The sequence below is a fragment of the Ruegeria sp. BB1 genome (assembly GCF_056539465.1).
In genome coordinates this window covers 128,904-153,730 of record NZ_JBQFVB010000001.1, presented here as the reverse complement: position 1 = coordinate 153,730, position 24,827 = coordinate 128,904, and the positions used below count along the sequence as shown (strand labels likewise).

At 58.2% G+C, this 24,827-nt stretch carries 24 protein-coding genes; 9 read left to right on the top strand and 15 right to left on the bottom strand.

Annotation, left to right across the window (positions count from 1 at the left end; all coding sequences use genetic code 11):
• Positions 1 to 25: 25 nt before the first annotated feature.
• Both ACR0AL_RS00785 and ACR0AL_RS00780 read right to left on the bottom strand, forming a co-directional pair.
• Entirely contained in the window at positions 26 to 1,348 is a 1,323-nt protein-coding gene (locus ACR0AL_RS00785) for a PQQ-like beta-propeller repeat protein (RefSeq protein ID WP_480661620.1), read from the bottom strand.
• A 39-nt stretch (positions 1,349 to 1,387) separates the two neighbouring features.
• Complete coding sequence (locus ACR0AL_RS00780) at positions 1,388 to 2,059, bottom strand: hypothetical protein (RefSeq protein ID WP_170349117.1); 672 nt, start codon at positions 2,057 to 2,059, stop codon at positions 1,388 to 1,390.
• A 224-nt stretch (positions 2,060 to 2,283) separates the two neighbouring features.
• Here ACR0AL_RS00780 and ACR0AL_RS00775 point away from each other — a divergent pair, with 224 nt between their 5' ends.
• Together ACR0AL_RS00775 and ACR0AL_RS00770 are read left to right on the top strand one after the other, a co-directional pair.
• Positions 2,284 to 3,516 (top strand): efflux RND transporter periplasmic adaptor subunit, encoded by a 1,233-nt coding sequence (locus ACR0AL_RS00775; protein ID WP_480661618.1) that lies wholly within the window; start codon positions 2,284 to 2,286, stop codon positions 3,514 to 3,516.
• Complete coding sequence (locus ACR0AL_RS00770; protein ID WP_480661616.1) at positions 3,513 to 7,286, top strand: efflux RND transporter permease subunit; 3,774 nt, start codon at positions 3,513 to 3,515, stop codon at positions 7,284 to 7,286. The genes ACR0AL_RS00775 and ACR0AL_RS00770 overlap by 4 nt, the downstream gene beginning before the upstream one ends.
• A 46-nt stretch (positions 7,287 to 7,332) precedes the next feature.
• Here ACR0AL_RS00770 and ACR0AL_RS00765 read toward each other — a convergent pair whose 3' ends face one another.
• The 4 genes from ACR0AL_RS00765 to ACR0AL_RS00750 all read right to left on the bottom strand — a co-directional run bounded on the left by ACR0AL_RS00765 (position 7,333) and on the right by ACR0AL_RS00750 (position 11,508).
• Positions 7,333 to 7,656: a hypothetical protein gene (locus tag ACR0AL_RS00765; protein ID WP_480661614.1), complete on the bottom strand. Its 324-nt coding sequence runs from the start codon at positions 7,654 to 7,656 to the stop codon at positions 7,333 to 7,335.
• A gap of 151 nt (positions 7,657 to 7,807) precedes the next feature.
• Positions 7,808 to 8,212 carry a DUF2147 domain-containing protein gene (locus ACR0AL_RS00760; RefSeq protein WP_170359090.1) on the bottom strand — a complete coding sequence of 135 codons (405 nt, stop codon included), beginning with the start codon at positions 8,210 to 8,212 and terminating at the stop codon, positions 7,808 to 7,810.
• A 64-nt stretch (positions 8,213 to 8,276) separates the two neighbouring features.
• The gene (locus ACR0AL_RS00755; protein WP_480662529.1) at positions 8,277 to 10,082 is read right to left on the bottom strand and encodes an ABCB family ABC transporter ATP-binding protein/permease; all 1,806 of its coding nucleotides are present in this window, start codon (positions 10,080 to 10,082) and stop codon (positions 8,277 to 8,279) included.
• 79 nt (positions 10,083 to 10,161) lie between these two features.
• The gene (locus tag ACR0AL_RS00750; RefSeq protein ID WP_480661612.1) at positions 10,162 to 11,508 is read right to left on the bottom strand and encodes a LysM peptidoglycan-binding domain-containing protein; all 1,347 of its coding nucleotides are present in this window, start codon (positions 11,506 to 11,508) and stop codon (positions 10,162 to 10,164) included.
• Positions 11,509 to 11,634: 126 nt separating this feature from the next.
• Between ACR0AL_RS00750 and ACR0AL_RS00745 the strand changes: the two genes are divergently transcribed.
• On the top strand, positions 11,635 to 12,186 hold the full coding sequence (locus ACR0AL_RS00745; RefSeq protein WP_170349124.1) for an LOG family protein: 552 nt from the start codon (positions 11,635 to 11,637) through the stop codon (positions 12,184 to 12,186).
• 44 nt (positions 12,187 to 12,230) lie between these two features.
• Here ACR0AL_RS00745 and ACR0AL_RS00740 read toward each other — a convergent pair whose 3' ends face one another.
• From ACR0AL_RS00740 to ACR0AL_RS00730, 3 genes are all read right to left on the bottom strand, one after another.
• Positions 12,231 to 12,680, bottom strand: a complete 450-nt coding sequence (locus ACR0AL_RS00740) for a host attachment family protein (RefSeq protein ID WP_170349125.1) — start codon at positions 12,678 to 12,680, stop codon at positions 12,231 to 12,233.
• A gap of 207 nt (positions 12,681 to 12,887) precedes the next feature.
• The gene (locus tag ACR0AL_RS00735; protein WP_170349126.1) at positions 12,888 to 13,766 is read right to left on the bottom strand and encodes a metallophosphoesterase; all 879 of its coding nucleotides are present in this window, start codon (positions 13,764 to 13,766) and stop codon (positions 12,888 to 12,890) included.
• Between the two features lie 3 nt (positions 13,767 to 13,769).
• Entirely contained in the window at positions 13,770 to 14,369 is a 600-nt protein-coding gene (locus tag ACR0AL_RS00730; protein ID WP_113789565.1) for a superoxide dismutase, read from the bottom strand.
• A gap of 101 nt (positions 14,370 to 14,470) precedes the next feature.
• On the opposite strand from ACR0AL_RS00730, the gene ACR0AL_RS00725 reads away from it, so the two are divergent.
• Both ACR0AL_RS00725 and ACR0AL_RS00720 read left to right on the top strand, forming a co-directional pair.
• On the top strand, positions 14,471 to 15,232 hold the full coding sequence (locus tag ACR0AL_RS00725; RefSeq protein ID WP_480661610.1) for an FkbM family methyltransferase: 762 nt from the start codon (positions 14,471 to 14,473) through the stop codon (positions 15,230 to 15,232).
• Positions 15,233 to 15,332: 100 nt separating this feature from the next.
• Positions 15,333 to 15,722: a hypothetical protein gene (locus tag ACR0AL_RS00720; protein ID WP_480661608.1), complete on the top strand. Its 390-nt coding sequence runs from the start codon at positions 15,333 to 15,335 to the stop codon at positions 15,720 to 15,722.
• 68 nt (positions 15,723 to 15,790) lie between these two features.
• Here ACR0AL_RS00720 and ACR0AL_RS00715 read toward each other — a convergent pair whose 3' ends face one another.
• From ACR0AL_RS00715 to ACR0AL_RS00695, 5 genes are all read right to left on the bottom strand, one after another.
• On the bottom strand, positions 15,791 to 16,219 hold the full coding sequence (locus ACR0AL_RS00715) for a hypothetical protein (RefSeq protein ID WP_170410341.1): 429 nt from the start codon (positions 16,217 to 16,219) through the stop codon (positions 15,791 to 15,793).
• 205 nt (positions 16,220 to 16,424) lie between these two features.
• Entirely contained in the window at positions 16,425 to 16,991 is a 567-nt protein-coding gene (locus ACR0AL_RS00710) for a sarcosine oxidase subunit gamma (protein WP_480661606.1), read from the bottom strand.
• Positions 16,984 to 19,998, bottom strand: coding sequence for a sarcosine oxidase subunit alpha family protein (locus ACR0AL_RS00705; RefSeq protein ID WP_480661604.1), 3,015 nt, complete (start codon positions 19,996 to 19,998; stop codon positions 16,984 to 16,986). Before ACR0AL_RS00705 ends, ACR0AL_RS00710 begins: the two co-directional genes overlap by 8 nt.
• 43 nt (positions 19,999 to 20,041) lie before the next feature.
• On the bottom strand, positions 20,042 to 20,371 hold the full coding sequence (locus ACR0AL_RS00700) for a sarcosine oxidase subunit delta (RefSeq protein WP_170349132.1): 330 nt from the start codon (positions 20,369 to 20,371) through the stop codon (positions 20,042 to 20,044).
• A 76-nt stretch (positions 20,372 to 20,447) separates the two neighbouring features.
• Complete coding sequence (locus ACR0AL_RS00695) at positions 20,448 to 21,692, bottom strand: sarcosine oxidase subunit beta family protein (protein ID WP_170349133.1); 1,245 nt, start codon at positions 21,690 to 21,692, stop codon at positions 20,448 to 20,450.
• On the opposite strand from ACR0AL_RS00695, the gene ACR0AL_RS00690 reads away from it, so the two are divergent.
• Genes ACR0AL_RS00690 through ACR0AL_RS00675 form a run of 4 tightly spaced genes read left to right on the top strand, consistent with a single transcriptional unit; the run spans position 21,691 to position 23,821 of the window.
• Positions 21,691 to 21,861 (top strand): hypothetical protein, encoded by a 171-nt coding sequence (locus tag ACR0AL_RS00690; RefSeq protein ID WP_170349134.1) that lies wholly within the window; start codon positions 21,691 to 21,693, stop codon positions 21,859 to 21,861. The two genes, ACR0AL_RS00695 and ACR0AL_RS00690, sit on opposite strands and share 2 nt — an antisense overlap.
• 26 nt (positions 21,862 to 21,887) lie before the next feature.
• Positions 21,888 to 23,108 (top strand): c-type cytochrome biogenesis protein CcmI, encoded by a 1,221-nt coding sequence (ccmI, locus tag ACR0AL_RS00685; RefSeq protein WP_170359114.1) that lies wholly within the window; start codon positions 21,888 to 21,890, stop codon positions 23,106 to 23,108.
• Positions 23,105 to 23,569, top strand: coding sequence for a Holliday junction resolvase RuvX (ruvX, locus tag ACR0AL_RS00680; protein WP_170349136.1), 465 nt, complete (start codon positions 23,105 to 23,107; stop codon positions 23,567 to 23,569). The genes ccmI and ruvX overlap by 4 nt, the downstream gene beginning before the upstream one ends.
• 18 nt (positions 23,570 to 23,587) lie before the next feature.
• Entirely contained in the window at positions 23,588 to 23,821 is a 234-nt protein-coding gene (locus ACR0AL_RS00675) for a DUF1289 domain-containing protein (protein WP_170359116.1), read from the top strand.
• A gap of 250 nt (positions 23,822 to 24,071) precedes the next feature.
• On the opposite strand, the gene ACR0AL_RS00670 is transcribed toward ACR0AL_RS00675, so the two are convergent.
• The gene (locus ACR0AL_RS00670) at positions 24,072 to 24,800 is read right to left on the bottom strand and encodes a SpoIIAA family protein (protein ID WP_480661601.1); all 729 of its coding nucleotides are present in this window, start codon (positions 24,798 to 24,800) and stop codon (positions 24,072 to 24,074) included.
• Positions 24,801 to 24,827: the final 27 nt, after the last annotated feature.

Below are 24,827 nucleotides of genomic sequence, written 5' to 3'. Positions count from 1 at the left end.
ACGCGCCCTTTAGCGCATCTTGCGATCAACGGAAAGCGTGTAGATCACCTTTGGTCGAAACGACATACAACGTCTGCCCGGCCACTACCGGGGCCGTGGTGGCGCCGCCGGGAACCTCGACGCTGTTGACCAGCGTGCCGTCGACCGGGTTAAAGAATCGCAGGAAACCGTCATTCGACGCGACAACGATGCGCCCACCGGCCAGGATCGGGCCATAGTGCGCAACGATTGGACCACGGCGCTTGGGCTTGTCCTTGACAAAACCGGGCAAATCCTGCGCCCAGATGATCGAACCGTCTGCCCTGTTCAACCGGACCAACTGACTGCGGTCACTGATCAGAAACAGGCTATCACCCGCAGGCCATGCCGTATCCACAGCCCCCTCATCCGCCGTCCAGATTCGTTCGCCCGAGGTGGCGTTAAATGCCACGGTGCGGCCCGAGTGATTACCGATATAAATCGTATCGCCTACTACCATGGGTCCACCGGTCACATCCACGATCTGTGCGGCCGCACGCCCCCGACGCCCGCCCGCGACCGAAGCGTTCCAGCGCCCGATACCACCCTTGCGGAAAGACGCGGAAATATCGCCCGAACCAAAGGCAAAGACGGCAAACTCCTGTGCAATCACAGGGGCCGGAGCCCCCAGAACATTGCCCACGCTTGGCGTACCCTGAACTTGCCACGCGATGCGGCCGTCCTTGGTGTTCACGGCCCAGCCGGTTTCATCACCTGCTACCAGATACAACAAACCATCATTGACCAAAGGTGCGCCGTTTCCTGGGGCATTCAGGCGTTTTTGCCATTTGGTCGCCCCAGTTTTCGCATCCAACGCCGTCAGACGCCCAAACCCGGACGACACGTAAAGCACACCATTGGCATAGGCCAATCCGCCGCCGGTCGCGTCCGCGTCGCCATCATTGGCCGGGATAAGATTCTTGCTCCAGGCCACCTGTCCCTGCGGTGTAACCGCGGAAACGGTCGCGCCTGCATCCAGCGTATAAATCAGGCCACCGGCCACAACAGCTTCTGCGGTGATGCGACGCTTGCGCGAATCCCCATCCCCGATCGAGGTCGACCACACACGCTGAGGCGTCGCGCGCAGTGCCGCGTTGCCGGTGCGAAATGCGGGCGTCCCGGCGCTTTGCGACCAATTGGCGTTGGCTTTTTGCGCAGGCAGGCTGATCGGTTTCGAACCCTGGGTTACCAAAGTCACGTTGTCAGAGGTGGGCCGAATGTCTTCACGGGCACCTGGCAGGATGACCTCGGGTTCCTCACATGCGGCAAGAACACTCAGCGATAGGGCCGCAGCCGTCAATCCAATGCGGGAGAAAAGACTTGTCACCATGATACTCCGAACTCGCCTGTCATTCTAATTGCCGCCGGTTCAGCCCTGCTGGGCCACCAGTGGTTCCGGTTCGCCGCCAAGCGCGACAATCAGTTGCGCGGCGCGTTGCTGAAGGTCCACGCCAATCTCGGCGTCCTGCCGCATCGCCTGTAGACGCTCGATTGCTGCGTCCGCATTCCCCTCGGCGACATCAATCAGTGCAAGTTGTTCTTCGGCCAACAAGCGCAGCGGTGCGCCCGGCGCAGACAGCGCTTCGAACTGCTGACGGCGATCCGCCACGGGCAAAGTGTCACTTTGCAGCAGCAGAGCCTTGAATGTAGCAATCGCACGATAAATTTCCGGCAGATCACCCTGAACAGCGATGGCGTTCAGGCTGTCCACAGCCTCTTGCCGCGACCCGGCCTCAACCTGCGACGAAGACAACAACATGTTCAGAACCGCATCACCGCCGGGTGTTACCGCATCAATGCTGGCCAGGCTGCTTGCACGTTCGGCCGAGTCATTCTGCGCAAGCGCGCTGAGAATCTCGTCACCCAGCTTTTCAGCCTGACCGGTGGTACGGGCCTTGCGAACCTCGTTAAACGCGGCCCCGCCAACGATGAGAACCACGGCCAGAACGCCGATCCAGCCCCAACGACGCAGCAGCAGATACAGGCGATCACGGCGAACCTCTTCGGTCACCTCATCAATAAAACTGTCGACGTCGCTCATCCCTGCTCCCTGGGCTGTCACATTTTCTATGGCGCCATGTCATACCCCGGCGACCTTGCCAAGCCAAGGGCCGGAATTCGCACATTTTCGCGGCGTCACGCTGCCCTTGCGAAAAAAAGTGAACCGAACTATTCAGTTTAGTGTAGAAAACGCGCGTGCCTGCCCCCACTTTTAAACATGCACGCCGAAGGACAATCGGCAAAGAATTTTTAGAGAGGCCCCGTATGCGATTGATTTCATTCGTGAATGCGATTCTGGTGATTGCCGCATTATTCCTTTTGGTCTTTGAACGCGACGCATTGTTTGCATTTGCCGGTCGCGGCGACTCTGAAACAGATACGTCATCCGAAACAGAATCTGTATCCGATCCCCGGACGGCGCAGAATGCAATCGGTGTGGTCGTCTTGCGCTCTTCCGCACGGGAAATTGACAGCGCCGTGTTGTTGCGCGGCCAGACCAGAGCCAATCGCCAGGTCGAAGTTCTGGCCGAAACAACGTCGACCGTGATTTCGGAACCCAAGCGCAAGGGTGCGTTCGTCGAAGCGGGCGACCTGCTGTGCGAGCTGGACCCAGGCACCCGCCCCGCCAGCCTGGCCGAGGCTATGGCCGCCAAACTTGAAGCCGAAAGCCGCATCCCCGAGGCCGAAGCTCGCCTGGAAGAGGCGCATGCCCTGGTTGCTGAGGCGCAAATCAACCTGACGGCCGCACAGAAACTGTCGGAAACCGGGTTCGGGTCGGAAACGCGACGGATTTCCAGCGAAGCCGCGATGCGCTCTGCCGAAGCGGGCGTCAAAACCGCCGAGGCCGGATTGGAGGCCACTCGCGCCGGGATCGAAGCCGCCACTGCCGAGGTTAAAGCCGCCCAGCGCGAGATTGACCGTCAGACCATCGAAGCCCCATTCAAGGGCCTGCTGGAAAGCGATACCGCCGAACTGGGCAGCCTGATGCAGCCCGGATCGCTGTGTGCGACCGTGATTCAATTAGACCCGATCAAGCTGGTGGGGTTCGTGCCCGAAACGGATGTAAACAAGATCATCGTCGGTTCGGAAGCATCGGCGCGCCTGATCACGGGTCTTGAGGTCAAAGGCCGCGTAACTTTTCTGAGCAGGTCGGCGGATGAAACGACCCGCACCTTCGAAGTTGAAATCACCGTTCCAAACCCGGAACTGGCCATTCGCGATGGTCAGACGGCCAATATCCGTATAGCCGCCGACGGGGCAAAGGCCCATCTGCTGCCGCAATCCGCCCTGACCTTGAACAACGAAGGGCAGATCGGTGTGCGCACGGTCGGCGCTGACCAAATCGTGGAATTCATGCCGATTCTGCTATTGCGCGACACCGCAGAAGGCGTCTGGGTTGATGGGCTACCGGAAACCTCTGATGTCATTGTGATCGGCCAGGAATTCGTGACGCAAGGCGTTAAGGTCGAACCAACCTACCAGGAAGCTGCACAATGACAGGATTGGTTGCATGGGCCGCCCACAGGGCCCGTATGGTGTTGGCCTTCATCGCGATCTCGCTGATTGTCGGCGGGTTTGCATATGTCAGCCTGCCCAAAGAGGGTGAACCGGATATCGAAATCCCGGCGCTTTTCGTCTCGGTCCAATTTCCCGGCATTTCCGCTGAGGATTCTGAGAACCTTCTGATCAAGCCGATGGAGACCGAACTGGCAGATCTGGACGGTCTCAAGGAAATGACCGCCACTGCTGCCGAAGGGTATGCCGGTATCGCGCTGGAGTTCGAATTCGGCTGGGATAAGACCGCGATCATGGCGGATGTGCGCGACGCGATGAACAGCGCTCAGGCCGATTTCCCTGAAGGGGCTGAGCAGTATTCGCTTTTCGAGATTAACTTTTCGGAATTCCCTATCGTCATCGTCAACCTAACTGGCGCAGTCCCCGAGCGAACAATGGCGCGTATCGCCAAAGACTTGCAGGACGATCTTGAATCATTGGATTCAGTGCTTGAAGCCGGGATTGCGGGCAACCGAGACGAATTGCTCGAGGTGATTATCGATCCGCTCCGGCTAGAGGCTTATAACGTCTCGGCCGACGAATTGATCACAGTTGTCCAAAACAACAACCAGCTGATCGCTGCTGGTGAGGTGGATTCAGCACAAGGCACTTTCTCGGTCAAAATCCCGTCTTCATTCAAAACCGCTGAAGATGTCTACAGCCTACCCGTCAAGGTCAATGGCGACCGCGTGGTGACGATGGGTGAGCTTGCGCAGATCAACTATACTTTCGAAGACCGGGAAGGCACCGCGCGGTTTGACAACCAGTCCACGGTGGCACTTCAGGTGGTCAAACGCAAAGGCTACAACCTGATCGACACAGTGGACGACGTCAAAGCGACTCTTGCAGCAGCGCAAGAGAAATGGCCCGCCGAATTGCAGGCCGCCGTAGATGTTGGCACCTCGAACGACCAAAGCCGCATTGTCGATTCGATGGTGCGTCAGCTTGAAGGTTCGGTCCTAACCGCGATCGCGCTGGTGATGATCGTCGTTCTGGCCTCGCTGGGTACGCGCGCTGCGCTGTTGGTCGGGTTTGCAATCCCAACCTCGTTCCTGCTGAGCTTTGCTTTTCTTGCGGTCATGGGCGTCACCATCTCGAACATGGTGATGTTCGGGCTGATCCTTGCGGTGGGGATGCTGGTCGACGGTGCCATTGTTGTGGTTGAATACGCCGATAAGCGCATCAAAGAAGGCATCGGCCCGATGCACGCCTATGTCGAGGCGGCGCAGCGGATGTTCTGGCCCATCGTGTCCTCGACCGCGACGACACTGTGTGCCTTCCTGCCGATGCTGTTCTGGCCCGGCGTGCCCGGCGAATTCATGAAGATGCTGCCGATCACGTTGATCTTCGTTCTGTCCTCTTCGCTGATCGTGGCGCTGATCTACCTGCCGGTCGTCGGCGGCGTATCCGGACGAATGAGCCGCACGTTCGATCGAACTTCGAATTGGCTGCGCAGTGTGGCCCCGTGGTGGGTTCGCGCAATTATGGTCCCCCCATCGCTGTACATGATCTTCTTGGGCGCGATGCAGATGCTGAACCCTGACTATCTGCTGCCCGGGGGCGTGCTGTCGGGTGCCTTGCTGTTCGTCTTCGGTGGCTTTGCAGGGTCGGTGACCCTGAGTGCCGCCAAAATCGAGCGGCAAAAGGAAGAACGCGTCCACACAGCGCGTGAACACTCTGTGTTCGGTTATCTGATAAAGTTCCTGGTCGGCAACCCGGTCATGCCGCTCGTATCAATCATGGCAGTCGGTTTTTGCGTCTGGCAGGTGATGTCGTATTACGGAGAAAACAACCGCGGCGTTGAGTTTTTTGTCGAAACCGAACCAGAACAGGCCACCGCCTATGTCCGGGCCCGGGGCAACCTGTCATTGCAGGAAAAAGACGCGATGGTGCTGGCCGCCGAAGAGGTGATCGGGGCACACCCAGCCGTAACCAACGTGTTCGCTTTTGCCGGTGAAGGCGGCCTAAACCAGAACAACGGCGGCGCCGAAGCTCCGGCAGATACCGTCGGTCGTGTGCAGTTCGAAATCACTCCGTGGGAGGACCGCCCAACGCTGACCGAACCCGCGTTTTTCGGTCTGTTCGATCGCGAAATCATCGCCCCGGAGTACGACGGTGATTTCGTTCTAGACGAGTTGAATGCAGAACTTGCCAAACTGCCCGGTTTCATCGTGGAAATCCTGCCGCTGGAACAGGGTCCGGCCTCAGCTAAACCTGTACATCTGCGTATCAAAGGCGACGGTTGGGAGGAATTGACCACAGCGACCGAAGCCGCGCGGGCTGTGTTTGACGAAACGCCCGGTCTGATCAAGATCGAAGACACCATGCCCCTGCCCGGCATCGACTGGCAGATCGACGTGGACGTCGCCAAGGCCGGACGTTTCGGGGCTGATGTCGCCACGGTTGGCGCAATGGTACAGTTGGTCACCCGTGGCATTCTTCTCGGCGAGATGCGTCCGGACAACACCGATGAAGAAGTCGAGATTCGCGTGCGCCTGCCTGAACAGGACCGAGTTTTGTCCACATTGGATTCGCTCAAGGTCCGCACCCCTGACGGGCTAGTGCCGCTGTCCAACTTTGTCACCCGCCAACCGGTGGCCAAGCTGGCCGAGATCAACCGGATCGACCAGCAGCGTTACTATGACGTCAAAGCAGATGTCGAGCCGGGCCTGTCCAAGGTGGTAGTCGACGGCCCTGACGGAACCGAACAGCGACTGGCCGTTGTGCGTGCGGTCGAAGAAGGCGCGGAACCCAACGGGACAACCATCACCAGCTCCGATGGCACGGTATTTGAGCTGTTCCAACTAACCGGTGCCGAAACCGTCGAGGACCTGCGCACAGCTATTGCGGAAGAAGGGGCGCGGTTCGCGCTGGTCAATCCGAATGAACGGATCGCAGTGCTGACGGAATGGCTGAACACCAGCCCCTTCTCGAACACGATTGCCTGGGAGTGGACCGGCGATCAGGAGGATCAAGAGGAATCCGGGGCCTTCCTGCAAAGCGCTTTCCTGGGTGCTTTGGGCCTGATGTTCGTGATCCTGCTGGCGCAGTTCAACTCGTTCTACAACTCGGTACTGGTGCTGCTGGCGGTTGTACTGTCGACCACCGGGGTTCTGATCGGGATGATCGTTATGGGGCAACCGTTCTCGATCATCATGACCGGCACGGGCATCGTGGCGCTGGCAGGGATCGTGGTGAACAACAACATTGTTCTGATCGACACCTATCAGGAATACAGCCGCTATATGCCCCGGATCGAAGCCATCATCCGCACGGCTGAGGCGCGTATCCGTCCGGTTCTTCTGACCACATTGACCACGATGGCTGGTCTGACACCCATGATGTTCGGCCTGTCGCTGGACTTCATCAATGGTGGTTATTCGATCAACAGCCCCACCGCGTTGTGGTGGAAGCAGCTGGCCACGGCGGTGGTCTTCGGATTGGGCATTGCGACGGTTCTGACGCTGATCGTGACGCCTTCACTGTTGGCGTTGCGCGTTTGGGTTTCGACCTACACGATATGGCTGGGCCGGGCACTGGCGCGCACGACGTCCGGTCGATCCAGCCAATTGGCGCAGGATATGGCGATTGGCAAAGCCGTCCGTCAGGCACAAGCGACCGAGGTGGTCTGGGGCGACGAAACGCCCCCTGCGTCCAAAGATGCCCAAGCGCCCGAACATCCGCCGGGATCACCCCTAAAAGCGGCAGAATAAAAGAATGGCGAGCCCAACGGTTCGCCATTTTTCGTTTCAGACAGGCTTAGTCAGTAAAGACGTATTCACCCAGATCGCACAGGTCTACGCCGTAATCCTCGGCGCTGGACCCGTCGGAAAACGCGCCGCGAATATCATAGACGCAGGTGGTCAGACCGTCAGCAACCAACACGTCTGCTTCGTATCCCGGCGCGATGTAATCGCCTTGCAGCAAGTTTGCTTCCCATTCATTGGACGCACTTGCCGAGACATTGAGTTCGACCAGATCGACGCTGCTTTCATTACCCAGCAAAAATACCAGATCCTCGGCGGAGGCGGTCGACGCGAACAGCGACGCCAGAACGATCGGCGCAGCAAAGAACTTCTTCATTAGTGTTTCCCTGATTTATTGCCCAACACCACTCGGTTGGTACTGCCGTCATAACGGAGCAATATCATCGGTCAATCGGCAATCACCCACAGTCAGAGTGCTGGTCGTAGCGCAAGACTTAGTTGCAACAAATCTTGTCAGAAGGAGCGGGTCACTTGGACAGACGTGTCCATTTCTGGTGCCCGCACACAACATGCTCGCATCCGCGCACGGTCAGGGTGTCTCCGCTCAACGTCATTTGCGGCACCACATCCACATTGACCATGGGAATCCAGAAATCACCGCCGCCATATTTGCCGCCCCCTTCGCTGGCCACATCCCAGAATAGCTTTTTGCCGATGTTGGGGGTCTGCACCTCTTTCCCAGATTTGTCATAGGCCGATTGTATCTGACCACAGAACTTGTCTCCGCAGGCAGATATCTGGATATGCGAAATCAGGTTCTTGCGATCCGGTTCGGTTTTCCAGACACCGACAATGGGATCAGCCGCCGCCATCACTGGCATCAGCACGGCAATAACGACCGGAACAACAGAGGTTCTTTTCAATCTGCGCATCAAACCAACTCCTCCAAAAACCCATTCAGTATATCACATAGTCCAGTCGGAGGCCGGTTTCGGTTCAGGCAGCCTGCGCATCCGATTGCTGACGGCTCCACAGTTGCGCATAACGACCCTCGCGTTGCAGCAGCTCATCATGAGTGCCCTGCTCCAATATCTCGCCTTGCTCTAAAACAACGATACGGTCGGCCTCGGCGATGGTGCTGAGACGATGCGCGATGGTCAGAACCGTACGCCCCTCTCCGGCCCGCGCCAAAGCATCCTTGATGTCCTGCTCGGTGTCTGTATCCAGTGCCGAGGTCGCCTCGTCCAGCAGCAGGATAGGCGGGTTCTTCAACAGCGTGCGCGCAATGCCGACACGCTGTTTTTCACCACCTGACAGCTTGAGGCCACGTTCACCGACCTTGGTGTCATACCCTTCAGGCAGCGTTACAATGAATTCGTGAATCTGGGCTGCCTTGGCTGCGGCTTCGACCTCTTCCTGAGTGGCGCCATCGCGGCCGTAGGCGATGTTGTAACGGATCGTATCGTTGAACAGCACCGTATCCTGTGGCACCACGCCGATGGCGGCATGCAGACTGTTAAGGGTCACGTCGCGCACATCCTGCCCGTCGATCCTCAAAGCTCCGCCGGTCACGTCATAGAATCGGAACAGCAGCCGTCCGATGGTGGATTTGCCCGAGCCGGTAGCCCCGACGATAGCCACGGTCTGCCCCGCCGGAACGGTCAGTGAGATGCCCTTGAGGATTTCACGATCCGCATCATACCCAAACCGCACGTTGTCCAGCGTCACCTCGCCGCCATTGATCGCAAGGTTCGGCGCGCAGGGCTTGTCTGTTACCTCGGTAGGTTGTTCCAGCAGATCAAACATCTGCCCCATATCGACCAGCGATTGACGGATTTCACGATACACCGTGCCCAGAAAGTTCAACGGCACGGTGATCTGGATCATGTAGGCGTTGACCATGACAAAATCACCCACGGTCAGCGTACCATTCTGCACACCGATGGCGGCCAGAACCATCACGCCGATCAGTCCGCAGGTGATCAGAAAAGACTGCCCGAAATTCAGGAAGGCCAGCGAATAAGCCGTTTTCAGCGCCGCGCCAGCATAGGCTTTCATCGAGACATCGTAGCGTTCAGCTTCGCGCTGTTCAGCGTTGAAATATTTGACAGTTTCAAAATTCAGTAGACTATCGATAGCGCGCTGGTTGGCCTCAGTATCCTGATCGTTCATCTCGCGCCGCAATTTAACGCGCCACTCAGTCACCGCGAAGGTGAACCAGATATAAAGCGCAATTGTCACCGCCACGACGACCAGATACCACACATCGAACAGCCACATCAGGATGATCGCGACCAGCAGCAATTCCAGGATCAGCGGTCCGATGGAAAACAACAGGAACCGTAGCAGGAATTCTACGCCCTTCACGCCGCGCTCGATGATCCGGCTGAGGCCGCCGGTTCGGCGCGTCACGTGATAGCGCATCGACAATTGATGAATGTGCCGGAAGGTTTCCAGCGCCAGCGCCCGCAACGCCCGCTGCCCGACCGGGGCAAAAGCCGCATCGCGCAACTGCTGAAATCCCACGGTCATCATCCGTGCAATACCGTAGGCTACGGTTAATCCTACCGCACCCAGCGCCAGGGGCGGCACGCCCTCACCGGCTAGACCGTCGACCGCGCCCTTGTACAAAATTGGCGTGTAAACCGCGATTAGCTTGGCCAGAACCAACATTCCCATTGCCAACACAACACGGCGTTTGACCCAAGGTTCGTCCTCGGGCCAGAGGTATGGTGATACCTTGCGGATCGTGCGCCAACCTGAGCGGCGCTCGTTCGTTTCTGGCATATCGTCTGAATGCATCGGGGCTGATCGTCTCATCACGTTCCTGGTCTGCGGTCAGAGATAGCCCCCCGCCCCCGCAGGGGCCAGAGGCTAAAGCTTATTCGGGGATCGTGAAGATCTGCCCGGGATAGATCAGGTCCGGGTCACGAATAGCAGCCCGGTTGGCCTCGAACAGCTTCACATAAAGAACACCGTCGCCAAACCGTTCGCGGGAAATGGCCCAGAGCGTGTCACCCTTCTGCACAGTGACCGACCGGATCGGCGGGGCATCCTCTGCTGCCTCGGGGCTATCCGTCGCCTCGGCGGCGCGCAGCACTTCGGTGGCCTCACGTTTGAATGGCGTTTCAATACGGCTAACGACGGTACCATCCGGTGCAATCTCGTCAGCGCGCAGGGTGTAGACGCCGGGTTCGACCCCGTCCAACTCGCTGCGCCATTTGCCGTCATCGGCCGGGGACAGATCATCGACCAGCCGGTTGTCCAAATACAGGCGCACAGCCGATCCATCCGGTACCCGGCCTGTCAGTTCAACCTCGCCAGCATCGGAATACCCAATGGTGTCGAGTGCGATCTGTTCCGGTTCCTGCGGTTGGCTTGTTGGACCTTGCACCAGTTCAACCCCGTCCTCCCCAGACCGCAGGATAGCGACCTGTTGGTCCGGCGTGTCCTCAGCCTGAGCCTCGGCAACCTGTTCCGTTTGATCTTCGGACGACGGCGCGTCAGTTTCAGCCGTTTCGGAAGAGGGCAAGTCAGTGGAAACTGTGTCGGTCGACGCCGCCTGATCCGTTTCGGTTGCCTGCGCCACTTCGGGTTCTTGCGTTGCATCGTCAGCAGTATCCGCGACAGAAACAGCGTCATCCGCAGCTTCAGGTTCGGGCAGTGCAGCAATCACGTAGTCGTCCGAGCGCACCGGTTGATCGCCCTGCGTCTCCAACGTCAAACCGCGCGCTGTATCGGCGAATGGAATCGAAACGAATTCGGCAAACTGACCGCTAGGATCGACCGTGAAACTATGCACCGCTTCTCCGTCCAGCAGCACGTTGACCTCGGAACCCGGTTCGGCAGAACCTGACAGAACCGTATTGCCGTCCGATTCAACAAAAATTTGATCCAACAGCGGTTTCACAGGCGGCTCAGCTTGGGCTGTCTCTTCCTCAGCCGGTGTTTCAGGCACCGCCTCTTCGGCAGCAGGTGGGGTCGCAGCCTCGACGCTTTGCTCATCTTCTGCGGCAGGTGGTGTGGAACTTTCGGCAGGTTGCTCAGCGGGCTCAGCGCTGTCCTCCTGGGTCTGAACTGCGACTTCGACCTCTGGTGCCGGTTCTTCCGAGTCCCCCCCGACCATACCGGACCAGTACAATCCACCCGCTCCGATTAAAACTGCGATACCGGCGATCACCCCCCAGGTGAAGGTGCCAGAGCTTCCGCTTCCCGACTCGGCGTTCATTCTTTTCCTTTCACTCCGCAGCGCAAGTGCCGTGCCTTCAACACATTCTGCCCGGCGGTTGAGCCAATCTATCAATCCCGCTATCAGGGGTCAAAAGCCCAGGCACAACCCCGGAGAGCGTTCACGATGTCTCAGAAATCTGTTTGTGTGTATTGCGGGTCACGCAATGGCGCAAATTCCGCCTATTCCGAAGCCGCAAGGGCCTTCGGAACGATGCTGGCACAAGAAGGCTGGCGTTTGGTCTATGGCGCCGGGGATGTCGGCCTGATGGGCGAAGTTGCCCGTGCTGCGCAATCCGCTGGCGGCGACACATTCGGCGTGATCCCCGTTCACCTGCTGAAACGCGAGGTCGGCAAAACCGACCTGACCCGCTTTGTGGTCACCGAAACGATGCACGAGCGCAAAAAGGTCATGATCATGAATGCAGATGCTGTGGTCGTGCTTCCGGGCGGCCCGGGGTCGCTGGATGAGCTGTTCGAGGCGCTGACATGGCGGCAGCTGGGCCTGCATGACAAACCCATTCTGGTCATGAATGTGGGTGGCTACTGGGACGCGCTGCACGAGCTGGTGCAGCGCGTCATCGGTCAGGGGTTCGCGGATGAGTCGTTGGCGGATTACATCACTTGGGTTGATGATCCGGCCTCGGCGATGTCGACACTGCGCGGGTTCCTGACCTGACCGGTGGACGGACGGCTGAGACCGCCCACCGGGGGACAAATCGGTCAAACTGCCGGGTTCAGGCGGCTGGTCAGAAGCTTTTCGACCTTGTGCATTGGGTGGTTGGTCAGGGTCTTGTCCACCTCAGCCACGACCTTGGCAAGTACCTCGCTGTGCAGGCGACGGCGCAGCAGGCCCAGCACATGCGGGCTGGCAACCAGAACCAACCGATTGAAGGCCCCTTTCAATCCCTTACGGTTTAGAAGATTGGCAACATCCTGCACGAAAAGGGATTTGGCGTGGGTTTTCCAGTTCGGCTCTTCAACCGACGATTTCTGGTTCGGCCCGGTATCAAAGCGCCGCCCGGCCCGGTCGGTGGGTCGGCTAACCCCATCCTGTTCTTCCACCGAAACAACCACCAGATTGGGGTCTTCGGCATCGGTGATGTTCTCGACGAACAACGCCTTTTCCCCATCGGCAATAACAACCCAGGTTCCCTGTTCAAGTGCGACCATCGTGATCTCCTGTCATGTTTCTACGGCCATCCCTCAATTAACAGGCATAGGTTTACCCCGACGCAACCATAGGTTTCCGGCGCGTTGCCTGTGCATTTTCATATGGTTAGCGGTTCTCTCCCTCCGCCACACCCAAGGTAGGCACTGCGAGGTTGCGTGCAAACCCGTCTCAGTATGAAACTTTGTTCATAGGCGGGTTTTCTCCTGTCAGGCTGACAGTTCGATCACCGTGATCTCGGGCGTTACCCCAAAGCGCACGGGCAGGATCGAACACCCGATCCCACCAGACACGACCAAATCGCGCCCGTCTTCGTGTACATGCCCATAAGCATAACGATTGCCGTACTTGGACGGCACCACCGGCGACCAACCAAACAGCCGCACCTGCCCACCATGCGTGTGGCCGGACAAAGTCAGCGCCACATTTTCCGGGATGTCGGGGAAGATATCAGGCTCATGCGCCATCATTACCACGGGCGCGTCGTCGGTCACTTGCGCCATGGTTCCCGGCAGATCATCCAGACCCACAAGCTTGCCATTGCGTCTGAAGGCAAGTTGATCCTCAAGCCCGGCCAGCCAGATGCCCAAATCGTCCAGGCGCATTGCCTCGTTGGACAGCACTGTGATGCCCTGCCCCTGAAACGCGGTGGCGAATTTGTTCGGCCCACCGCCACGCCGTTGGGCATCCTCATCATCCCACCAGTCGTGGTTTCCGAGAACAGCATAAACTCCGCTGCGCGCCTCAAGCTGTCCAAGAACCGGAGCCAGATCTTCAGCTTCGACTTTAGCGGTGATGCCGTCGTAGTGACCCGCGTAATCCCCCAACAGCAAGACCAGATCGGGGGCCAGTGCATTGGTACGCCGCACTACCTGCCGGACACGATCAAGGCCGACATAAGGCTCACCAACGTGCAGATCGGACAGAACCGCGATCCGTAGCGGCTGCGCTGTCCAATCCTTGCGCCGCACGCGCCACTTGCGCACGCGCAATCGCAGCGAGGGCTCGATAAAAAACCCATAGGCTGCAACAAACAGGCCTGCCAGCGTGGTCGCCAGCAGGCCCTTTATGAACCTTCTGCGGTTCAAGGATTACATCCGCGATGCAACGTTTTCCCAGTTCACCAGATTGTCGAGGAAGTTCGACAGGTAAGCCGGGCGTTTGTTGCGGAAATCGATGTAATACGAGTGCTCCCAGACGTCACAACCCAGCAGCGCTGTCTGACCAAAACACAGCGGGTTCACGCCGTTTTCGGTCTTGGTTACAGCCAGCGAACCGTCCGCGTTCTTGACCAGCCACGCCCAGCCCGAACCGAACTGACCAGCACCAGCAGCGCTGAACTGCGACTTGAATTCGTCAACCGAGCCAAAGCTCTCTGTCAGGGCTTTTTCCAACTCACCAGGCATGGCGTTGCCTCCGGGGCCCATCATTTCCCAGAACTGGTTGTGGTTCCACAGTTGGCTGATGTTGTTGAAGATGCCGTTCTGCGCGACTGCGTTTGCGTCGTAGGTGCCAACGATGATCTCTTCCAGCGATTTGCCGTCCCACTCGGTTCCGGCGATCAGCTTGTTGCCGTTGTCGACATATGCCTTGTGGTGCAGATCGTGGTGATATTCCAGCGTTTCTGCGGACATTCCCTTGGCTGCCAGCGCGTCATGTGCATAAGGAAGATCAGGAAGTTCAAAAGCCATGTCGGCCCCCTGTTATAAATGTAAGTTGCGGTTCCCAAGGTTAAATGCTTTGACAGTCGCCATAGGTCAAGGCCCGTGACAATAAAACCCGGAGGTCCGCGATGCTGACACAGGCGCGCAAGATGTTTTACCGCGCCCGCGGGTACTATGCAGGCAGCCTGAATGGCGAGCCGTTTCATCTGGACCCCTATCATTCGAAATTCTGGCGCAAAGCCTCAGCCGGTGCGTGGGAGCCCGAAACTTTCGCCATTCTCGACGAATATCTCTCGTCCGACAGCGACTATCTGGATATCGGCGCCTGGATCGGCCCCACCGTGCTTTACGGTGCCCGCCGCGCCCGGCACGTGTGGTGTTTTGAGCCCGATCCGACTGCATTTAGGTATCTGGCGTGGAATCTGGACCTGAACGACATCCACAACGTGTCGGCCTTTGGGGTGGCGCTGTCCAACCAGTTCGGCGTGGCCCGCATGGCCTCGGTACGCGGCGAGCCGGGCGATTCTACCAGTTCCTTACTGCATGACGGCACGCATGGCAGCGACGCCCTGACAATTGCATGGGATCAGTTTGAGGCCGCAAATGACCTGTCCGGCGTATCTCTGGTCAAAATGGATATCGAAGGGGCCGAATATTTCGTATTGCCCACTCTGATTGCCTGGTTGAAGAAACAGCGCCCCGCCCTGCTGCTATCACTGCACGCCCCGCTGTTGGCAACGGATAATCGATTGGAGAAGACGAAAAACCTGTTGGATCTTTTGAGTTTCTATTCCGCGGTCGCTGACGAAAACTCCCAACCAATTACAGCGGAACAACTATTGAATCCGAACGCTCTTGCGCAATACAAAACACTGTTGTTGCGCAATTGACAGTATCCCAAAAACGTTCTGAATAACTGCCTGGAACCTCTTGTTCTTTCTGCCCGTTTTTGAAATTTCCTGTACCCGGATACAAGGAAATCGGAAAAAAATGAAATTTCTCAGCATTGTTGCTTTGGCCGCATTTTTTGCACACGGCGCCATGGCGGAAACAGTTACCTACAATTGCAAAATGACCAAACAGGACAGCCACGGCTGGATCGCGCGGAGCTATGCCTTTCAAGTGGACGCCGAAGACGGCTGGGCAAAGGTAGCGAGCAGACCTGAATGGATCGACACTAAATACAAAAGCCGTGGTAACAAGGGTGTTCGGATGGTCTGGACCGAAACACGACGCGCTTCTGCCGGTGGTAATTTGCGTGTCAAGTATCAGGCAAACCTAAATCCCGCTGATAACAGCCTCAAAGTTCGTATGTCTTTCGTCAGTACAAACGCCGCTAACAAGCCTTACGGTCTTGGCACTTGCAGCGTTGAAAGTTAAAAAAAAATCCCCGGAATTTCCGGGGATTTTCTTTTTTCGAGTATACAAAACCAGCGAGCTTGCAGAACTCAGGAAGCGTAAAGCGACTCGATCGTGTTTACTGAACACTCCCCAAAACCCGATGGCCGGTTCAGCACATTGGCTTGCGGAAATCTTGCGATCATGTCCAGGCGCTGTTTTTCCGGGTTCAGTGTGGCTGTATAACTTACATACGCAAGCCCGCTATTTCTGGCGGGAATTTTCATTTTCCACATGAGCCTGTATTCGCCCTTGCGGGTTGTTTTGAATTTCACATCTTTGGGCTGCTTATCCTCATAGTGATGAATGTAGGCGTCATAAGCCCGCGCACGCTTGTTTTCCGCATCAACACTCAGGATCACACGCTCGGCGATCCATCCTTCTTCCATCCGGTGCAAGTTGCAGTCATAGGTGACGACTTCAGCTTTCGCTGTGGTTGCAGCCAAGGTCAAAGCCAAGGCGGCTATCGCTTTCTTCATCTTCTTACGCTTTCAAATTTTACCAATAACACTATAGCTTGCAGCCTTATCCCACTTAAAATTCAATACAATCTTAAGGGGAGACTGCCTTTGAGCCTCTCTCATAAAAGGGCATCAAAATGTTGCGCAAGATGAAAAAGAAAATAGCCGCCTTTTTTTGGGAAAGGCGGCTGTTATTTGTAACTTTTCTGCGGGGTTTATGAGGTCAATAAAACCCAACCTCACTGCCTGGCTGCGCCGCAACCTTGAGCAGTTTGAACACGTAATCCGCAGCCGACCGGAAACAGACAACACGGAAGGTCTCGGCGTCGTCCATCCAGAACGCCCCTGCCACCTGCGCCAAGCGCGAGCGGCGGATTTGGCCAGGTTGGAACGCCTCGACCGACAGATCGACCGGGGCCAATTTGCCAACCACCTCGCGCGCGCCGGCGCCCGAGATGCGGAATACGGCCCGCGCGTCCGAGACATTGACCGCCAACGCGTGTGTGCCGCTAAGCGCGTTTGCCATTGCGGCCAACTTGGCCTCCACCTCGGCATACGGCACTAGCACCAGCAATTCGTCCGTGGACATCCAGCAAACGCCGGTGTCGCCATTGACCAGAGATTCACGCTGGCCGGGTACTTTTTGGCCTGTGGCATCCTTAACCGCTTTGACCAGCACCTTATCGGACAGGTCGCCCCGCAGGGTGATCATACCCTGCAGGCCACATTCCTCGACTTTGACAATACCGTCATAGCCGGCGTGATTCAGTGCGCTGATGGGTTCAGACATTCTGCTTCTCCCCGTCTTTGTCATAGAAGATCGGGTCCACGATCTTGGCTTTATAGGTTTTGCCGTCGGTACCCGGGAACTCGACGATCTCACCCATCCGGTCGGGTCCGTGCTTGATCAAGCCCATGGCGATGCCTTTGCCCAGATTGGCCGAGTAATAGGTCGAGGTAACGCGACCGATCATATTACGCTGACCGTTGGCGTTGACGCCGTCGCCTACTGCGTAAGCACCGTCGGGAATAACGGAACCATCCACAGTCTCAAGCCCCACCAGTTTCCAGCGGTCCGGATCGGCCATATGGGTGCGCGAATGGGCGCGTTTGCCGAGGTAGTCCTCTTTCTTCTTGGACAGTGCCCAGTGCAGCCCCAGATCTTGGGGGATCACGGTGCCATCGGTCTCATCCCCGATCATGATAAAGCCCTTCTCGGCCCGCAGAATGTGCAGACATTCGGTGCCATAAGGCATCACTCCGAACTCCTGCCCTGCCTCGACCAGAGCATCCCAGAACGCCTGCCCCTGAGACGCAGGAACGGCGATCTCATAGGACAGCTCGCCCGAAAATGAGATGCGATAGGCACGGCAGTCGAAGTCGCCGATCTTGCCATCGCGCCACTCCATGAACGGCAGCGCCTCTTTGGACACATCCATGCCGCCCAGCTTCTCCAATACCTTGCGGGCGTTGGGGCCGACAACGGCCACCTGAGCGTATTGCTCGGTCACGTTGGCGACATAAACTTTCCAGTCCCACCATTCGGTCTGCAGCCATTCTTCCATATGGCCGTGGATACGTTCCGCTCCGCCGGTGGTTGTGTGGCACAGCCATGTGTCCTCATCGATGCGGGCAACAACGCCATCGTCGATCAGAAAGCCGTTTTCCGAGCACATCAGGCCATAGCGGCATTTGCCGACCTTCAGCGTGGACATCATGTTGGTGTACATCATGTCCAGGAACTTGCCTGCGTCCGGGCCTTTGACGATCAGCTTGCCCAGCGTCGATGCGTCCAGCAGGCCGAGGTTTTCGCGCGTATTCTTGACCTCGCGATTCACCGCGTCATGTACGGATTCACCGGGGCGGACATAAGCATAGGTCCGGCGCCAGTGGCCGACTGGTTCCCAATCCGCGCCGTTCTTGTCGTGCCAGTCATGCATCGGGGTTTGACGGATCGGTTGGAACACGTCGCCCCGCGCTTCGCCGCCAATCGACCCCATCGAGATCGGAGTATACGGTGGACGGAATGTGGTGGTGCCAACTTTCGGAATTTCGGACTCCAACGCATCAGCAAGGATCGCCAGACCGTTGATATTACTCAACTTACCCTGATCCGTTGCCATACCCAGCGTCGTGTAGCGCTTGGTGTGTTCAACGCTTTCATAGCCTTCACGCGCCGCCAGTTGGACGTCGGACACTTTGACGTCGTTCTGGAAATCCAGCCAGGACTTCATGCGCAGTTGAATCTCGGCATTGGCGGGCATCAGCCAGACCGGCTCCATCGCGGCCTCGGCCGTGGTTTCAACCTTCGGCGCGTCGGCTGTTTTGGGTTTGAAACCCGCGCCATTGGCTGCGGCCTCACCTGCGGTTTGTGCGTCAGCCAGAACATCGCTCAGCGCCAGCGGGCCGTTGGCGGAACCGGCAGCTACGACAAAGCCCTCGCCATTCGCGCCCAGCGGTGGACGTTCGGGGTCAGGACGGAAATGGGCGTTCGCGTCGTCCCAGATCAGTTTGCCACCGCAATGCGACCACAAATGAACGACCGGAGACCAGCCACCCGACATGGCAACTGCATCGCACTCAACTTCTTCGCGAGCGCCACCGATACCTTCCTGATTGCAGATCGCGACCTTTTTGACGCGCTTGCCACCTTTGACTTTGGCGACGGCTTTTCCGGGGTCCACCCGGATACCGAGCTGACGCGCCTCTTCGGCCATCGGGCCCGCAGCGGCACGTGCATCTATCACGCGCAGGACGTCCACTCCGGCCTGTTTCAGGATGATCGCGGTGCGATACCCATCATCATTGTTGGTGGCAACGATCACGCGCTCGCCCGGGGTGACACCCCAGTTCACCACATAGTCGCGCATGGCCGAAGCGAGCATCACACCCGGAACATCGTTGCCCGCGAAAGACAGCGGACGTTCAATTGCACCGGTTGCGGTCACAACCTGCTTGGCACGGATGCGCCACAGGCGGTGGCGTGGGCCCTGAATGCCCGGAGTATGGTCAGTCAGACGCTCATATCCCAGCACATATCCGTGGTCATAGACACCCGCGCCCATGCAGCGCAATCGCATGGTAACGTTGTCCATTGTTTCCAGTTCGGAAACCAATTGATCCACGAACTTATCCACAGGTGCGCCATCAACGGTGCCCCCATCGACCGGAGCGCGACCGCCCCAGTGTGCCGTTTGTTCGATCAGCATCACCTTGGCGCCGGACGCACCCGCCGCCTTTGCGGCCTGCAGACCAGCCACACCACCGCCGATTATCAGAACATCGGTGAAGGCATAAAAATGCTCATAGGTGTCCGCGTCGCGGTTGTCTTTGTCGGGCGCTTTGCCCAGACCGGCCGACTGGCGGATGAACGGCTCATAAACGTGTTTCCAGAACGGCTTGGGGTGGATGAACATCTTGTAGTAGAAGCCAGCCGGCAGAAAGCGAGACAGATGCGTGTTCACCGCCCCGATGTCGAATTCAAGGTTCGGCCAGTGGTTCTGTGAAATCGCGGTCAGACCGTTGAACAACTCGGTCGTGGTGGCGCGCTGGTTCGGCTCGAACCGGTTGCCCTGCCCCAGACCGACCAGTGCGTTCGGCTCTTCCGCGCCACTGGCGACAACGCCGCGCGGGCGGTGATACTTGAACGACCGGCCCATCATCATCTGATCATTGGCCAGCAGGGCCGAGGCGAGCGTATCGCCCTCGTACCCCTGCATCGAGGTGCCGTTGAAGGTAAAGGTGACCTGTTTCGACCGGTCAATCAGCCGGCCTTGTTTTGCGAGACGGGTGCTCATGTTGCGGACCTTTCGCAGGCGGAATTACGGGTGGTGACGCGGGTCATTCGAACTCTCTCCAAGTCCAGCCGGGGCGCTTGGCCGAGATGGCATCCTTAATCTCTTTCGGAGGTTCGGTGACCTGTGCGGAATACGTGCCAAACACCTCAAGAGTCTGGGTACAGCGCGCGGCGTGGAACCACTTGCCACAGCCATTTGCGTGGCGCCAGCGTTCCAAATGGACGCCTTTGGGGTTTTCGCGCATGAACAGGTAGTCGTGGAACTCGTCATCCGACGAGCCCGGACCGAAACGCTTCAGATGCGCCTCGCCACCAGCGGCCAGTTCGGTTTCTTCGGCGTCGACGCCGCAATACGGGCAATTCAGGATCAGCATGTGTTCATCCTTTTGGCGGTCGGTCGGCACAATGGCCGACCTGAATTCTGTTTGTGGGCAACCTCGAGCAGCGCCCTTAGTGCGCCACCCCGGCGGCAACGCTTTCGTCGATGAAGCGGCCCTCTTTGAAACGGTCCAGCGAAAACGCTTCGGTCAGCGGCGAATGGCCGGTGGCCATCAACTGCGCCATCCCCCAGCCGGACCCCGGGATTGCCTTGAAGCCACCTGTGCCCCAACCACCGTTGATGAAGCAGCCTTGTAGCGGCGTCTTCGACAGGATGGGCGAGCGGTCACCGGTCATATCCACGATACCACCCCACTGGCGCAGCATCTTCAGACGCGAAATCATCGGGAAGGTCTCGACCAGCGCGCGGACGGTTTCCTCGATATGGTGGAAGGACCCGCGCTGAGTGAAGTTGTTATAGGCATCAGTACCGCCACCAATCACCATCTCACCCTTGTCGGACTGAGACATGTAACCGTGCACGGTGTTGGCCATCACGACCACGTCCATGCAAGGCTTGATCGGCTCGGAGACCAGCGCTTGCAGGGCGATCGCCTCAAGCGGAAGACGGAAGCCTGCCATCTCGGCCAGCTGACCTGAATGGCCTGCGACCACGATGCCCAGTTTTTCGCAGTCAATCGCGCCTTTGGTGGTATCTACGCCAACGACACGGCCGTCCTGAGAACGCACACCTGTGACTTCGCATTGCTGGATGATGTCCATGCCCATGGCCGAACACGCGCGGGCATAGCCCCACGCCACAGCATCGTGCCGCGCGGTGCCACCGCGTTCTTGCCACAGAGCCCCCAGAACCGGATAGCGCGGACCGTCAATATTGATGATCGGGACCAGCTGTTTCACACGCTCTGGCCCAATCCACTCGGTCTGCACGCCCTGCAGCGCATTGGCATGGGCGGTGCGCTGATAACCACGGATTTCGTGCTGTGTCTGCGCCAGCATCATCACACCGCGGGGGCTGAACATGATGTTATAGTTCAGGTCCTGACTCAGGTCCTCATAGAGGCCACGCGCCTTTTCATAGATCGCCGCCGACGGATCCTGCAGATAGTTCGACCGGATGATGGTTGTATTCCGACCTGTATTGCCACCACCCAACCAGCCTTTTTCGATCACGGCGACGTTCTGGATGCCGTAATTCTTGCCAAGATAATAGGCGGTCGCCAGACCATGCCCCCCTGCGCCGACGATTATAACGTCGTACCGCTTTTTCGGTTCGGGCGAGCGCCACGCGCGCTCCCATCCGGTGTGATAGCGCAGGGCCTCCCGCGCCACAGCAAAGGCTGAGTAGTGTTTCATGAGCGAATCCATCCGGTTCGGTGATTGGCGCAGATATGCCGTGCGCGAACACTTTACCCCTGCCGCACAGCGCCACAATATCGAACTATTGCGACATCCGCCCTTTTATTGCGACATGACGTCCTCTCGCGGCCATTTGTCCCTTTTGTCGCCCCGCCGAGAGGTCTAAGTCAGGGCAGCCATATCGGAGAAACCATGTCGTTCCTGGTCGTCACCATTCTAACCGCACTGCTGATTGCCCTGTTCCTGGGCTTTTCCCTGCTCCGCAGCCGCAAAACACGTGAGCCTGCGGCGGCATATGATCTGCGTGTCTATCGCGAGCAGCTGGCGGGCGTGGACAAGGATCTGGCCCGTGGCGTTATCGGCGAGGCCGACGCAGACCGGGTCCGCACGGAAATCTCACGCCGCATTCTGGCCGCCGACGCGCAGATGCAGGCCGGGGTTGATCGCGCCGGACCTCCTCGCTGGGCCAGCGTTACCGCCTTTGCTGTCATCGCGCTTGTCGTCGTGGGCGGTGCGATCTGGATGTATCGCCAGATGGGTGCCGCGGGGCTGCCGGATCAGCCCTTGTCGCTGCGGCTGGAGCAAGCCGAAACTCTGCGTGCCGAACGCCCCAGCCAGGCCGAAGCCGAAGCAGCCGCCCCGCCCGCACAATTGCCGCAGCTGGATGAGAGTTATGCCAATCTTCTGAATCAGTTGCGCGAGACTGTTGCAGCACGCCCCGATGATCTGCAAGGCCATATCCTGCTGGCTCAACACGAGGCGAATGCAGGCAATTTTCCCGCCGCTTACGCAGCCCAGCAACGTGTGATCGAGCTGTCTGGCGACGATATCCCCGCCGATGCCTTTTCCCATCTGGCCGAGATGATGATCCTGTCCGTGGGCGGCTATGTTTCGCCCGAGGCCGAAGAGGCATTGAGGCAGGCGCTGAAACGCGACCCGCGCCATGGGCCGGCGCAATACTATCTAGGGCAGATGATGGTGCAGATCGGACGCCCCGACGTTGGATACCGGGTCTGGGTCGATGCCCTCCGCGATGCCCCTGTCGGCGCGCCATGGGCCGAAGCCATTAGGGCCCAATTGGACGAGCTGGCTTTCCGCGCCGGGGTATTCAACGCGCCTGAAATACCTGCTGCCCCCGGCCCCAGTCAGGGTGACGTCGACGCCGCAGCCGAACTGACACCGGAAGAACGGCAAGAAATGATCAAGGGCATGGTCAACCAACTGTCTGAACGTCTGGCCTCTGAGGGCGGTTCACCCGAGGAATGGGCGCGTCTGATTGCAGCCCTTGGCGTGTTGGGCGAAGGTCAGCGGGCCATCGACATCAAAAACGAGGCTATGGCAGTCTTTGCCGGAAATGCCGATGCCATCGAACTGATCGACGCCGCCGCATTGCAGGCCGGAATTGCACAATGATTCACGACGCATTCGAAGAATTTGCTGCCGCCCTGCCGCCGATGACTGCGCTGATGGGTCTGGATCTGGGCGAAAAAACCATCGGGGTCGCCGTCTCGGACCGGATGCGCGGTGTGGCCAGCCCGTTGGAGACCGTGCGGCGCAAAAAATTCACCCTGGATTCCGCGCGATTGCTGGAACTGATCGCTGACCGCGAGATTGGCGGTGTCATTCTGGGTCTGCCAAAAAACATGGACGGAACCGAAGGTCCGCGCTGCCAATCCACCCGCGCCTTTGCCCGAAACCTGTCGCGGCTGACCGAGGTTTCCATCGGGTTCTGGGACGAACGGCTCAGCACGGTTGCGGCCGAAAAGGCACTGCTTGAGGCGGATACGACACGAAAACGTCGCGGACAGGTTATCGATCACGTCGCGGCTGGTTATATTCTGCAAGGGGCGCTGGACAGGCTGCGCTTTCTTTAGTTGCAACGGGATACGGCAATGACGAACATGGTTTGGAAAAGGAACGAGGTCGAAAGCCCCTGTATCCAGATCTGCGTCGTTCACCCGACCGAACGTATCTGTACCGGTTGCTACCGCACGATCGACGAAATCTCGCGCTGGTCTAAAATGGACAGCAACGAGCGTGCTGAGATCATGGAAAACCTGCCCTCACGCAAACCCCAGCTGACCAAACGCCGGGGTGGTCGTGCCGCACGCCTGAAAAAGTCTTAAATTCTATCCAGATCCTGGACATGGACTGAATCTGCGCCGCTGCAGGTTGGTCTGAACTTCGAGGGGGATCAAGTTCGAACACTTGTGGTGAGTGAGTGGCAACCCACAGCGACGCGCTTCAGTTTTCAGGTTCCTCCGAAGTGGTTACGCGGAAGAACAAGGCATTGCTAATCGTTTTTTGACCATTCAATCAAGAAAAACAAAGCCTGACCTAGCATGACCTGACGTAAGCGTCAGGTTTAATCTTGGCCTACCCGGCAGCCAGCCAGGATTTGGCATTTTCGATATCCTCAGATGCAAAGAACTGAGTTCTCGTGCCCAGAACATGACTGGCCGCCCGTTGCGCCATATGTTGCCACGTTTTGTCCCCAACGATGGCCGCGCGATCCAGCATCCCGGCATGTTTCCGAACCAGTTTGAAATGCGATGCCAGCGCTGACAGACCCTGCCAGCCGTCAAATTCCCGCAAGTCGATCAACAACCGGAACCCCTCCTTGGCTTGCAACAGGCTATCGAGGTCCCGTTCCGCCCGGCTGAATTCGTCGGGGTCCAGCTTTCCCAAGAGGCTGATCTGAATGCACGGCCCACCCAGATCAACCACGTGAATCGACCCCAAAGATTCGCGCATCCAGCGTCGGGCGGCCTCCAGTTCGGAAAGCGCAAAGACTTGTACCGGGCATGGCAGGATCGGGGCAGCCAGGCGGATACTGGTCTTTACCCAACCCTGATCCGCCGCCACGCCAATGCGATCAAATCCGCGCCAGTGGCTCAGCCCCAGCTTTGTATCGGCCCAAGCGGCACTTAGGTCGTAACCCTTGAATTCCGGCTGAACGACGGCCAGCAGACGCACGTTTTCATGTTCGGTCAATGCGGCCTCGATAGCGGGCACCAGAACCTCGCTGTAATCAGTACTGGTCACCTCGCCGGACAGTTCAACTTCCAGCAATGCTCCGTCCGAATTCCTGTGGACTGTAATCATCAAAAAACCTCCAAATCCGAATAATGG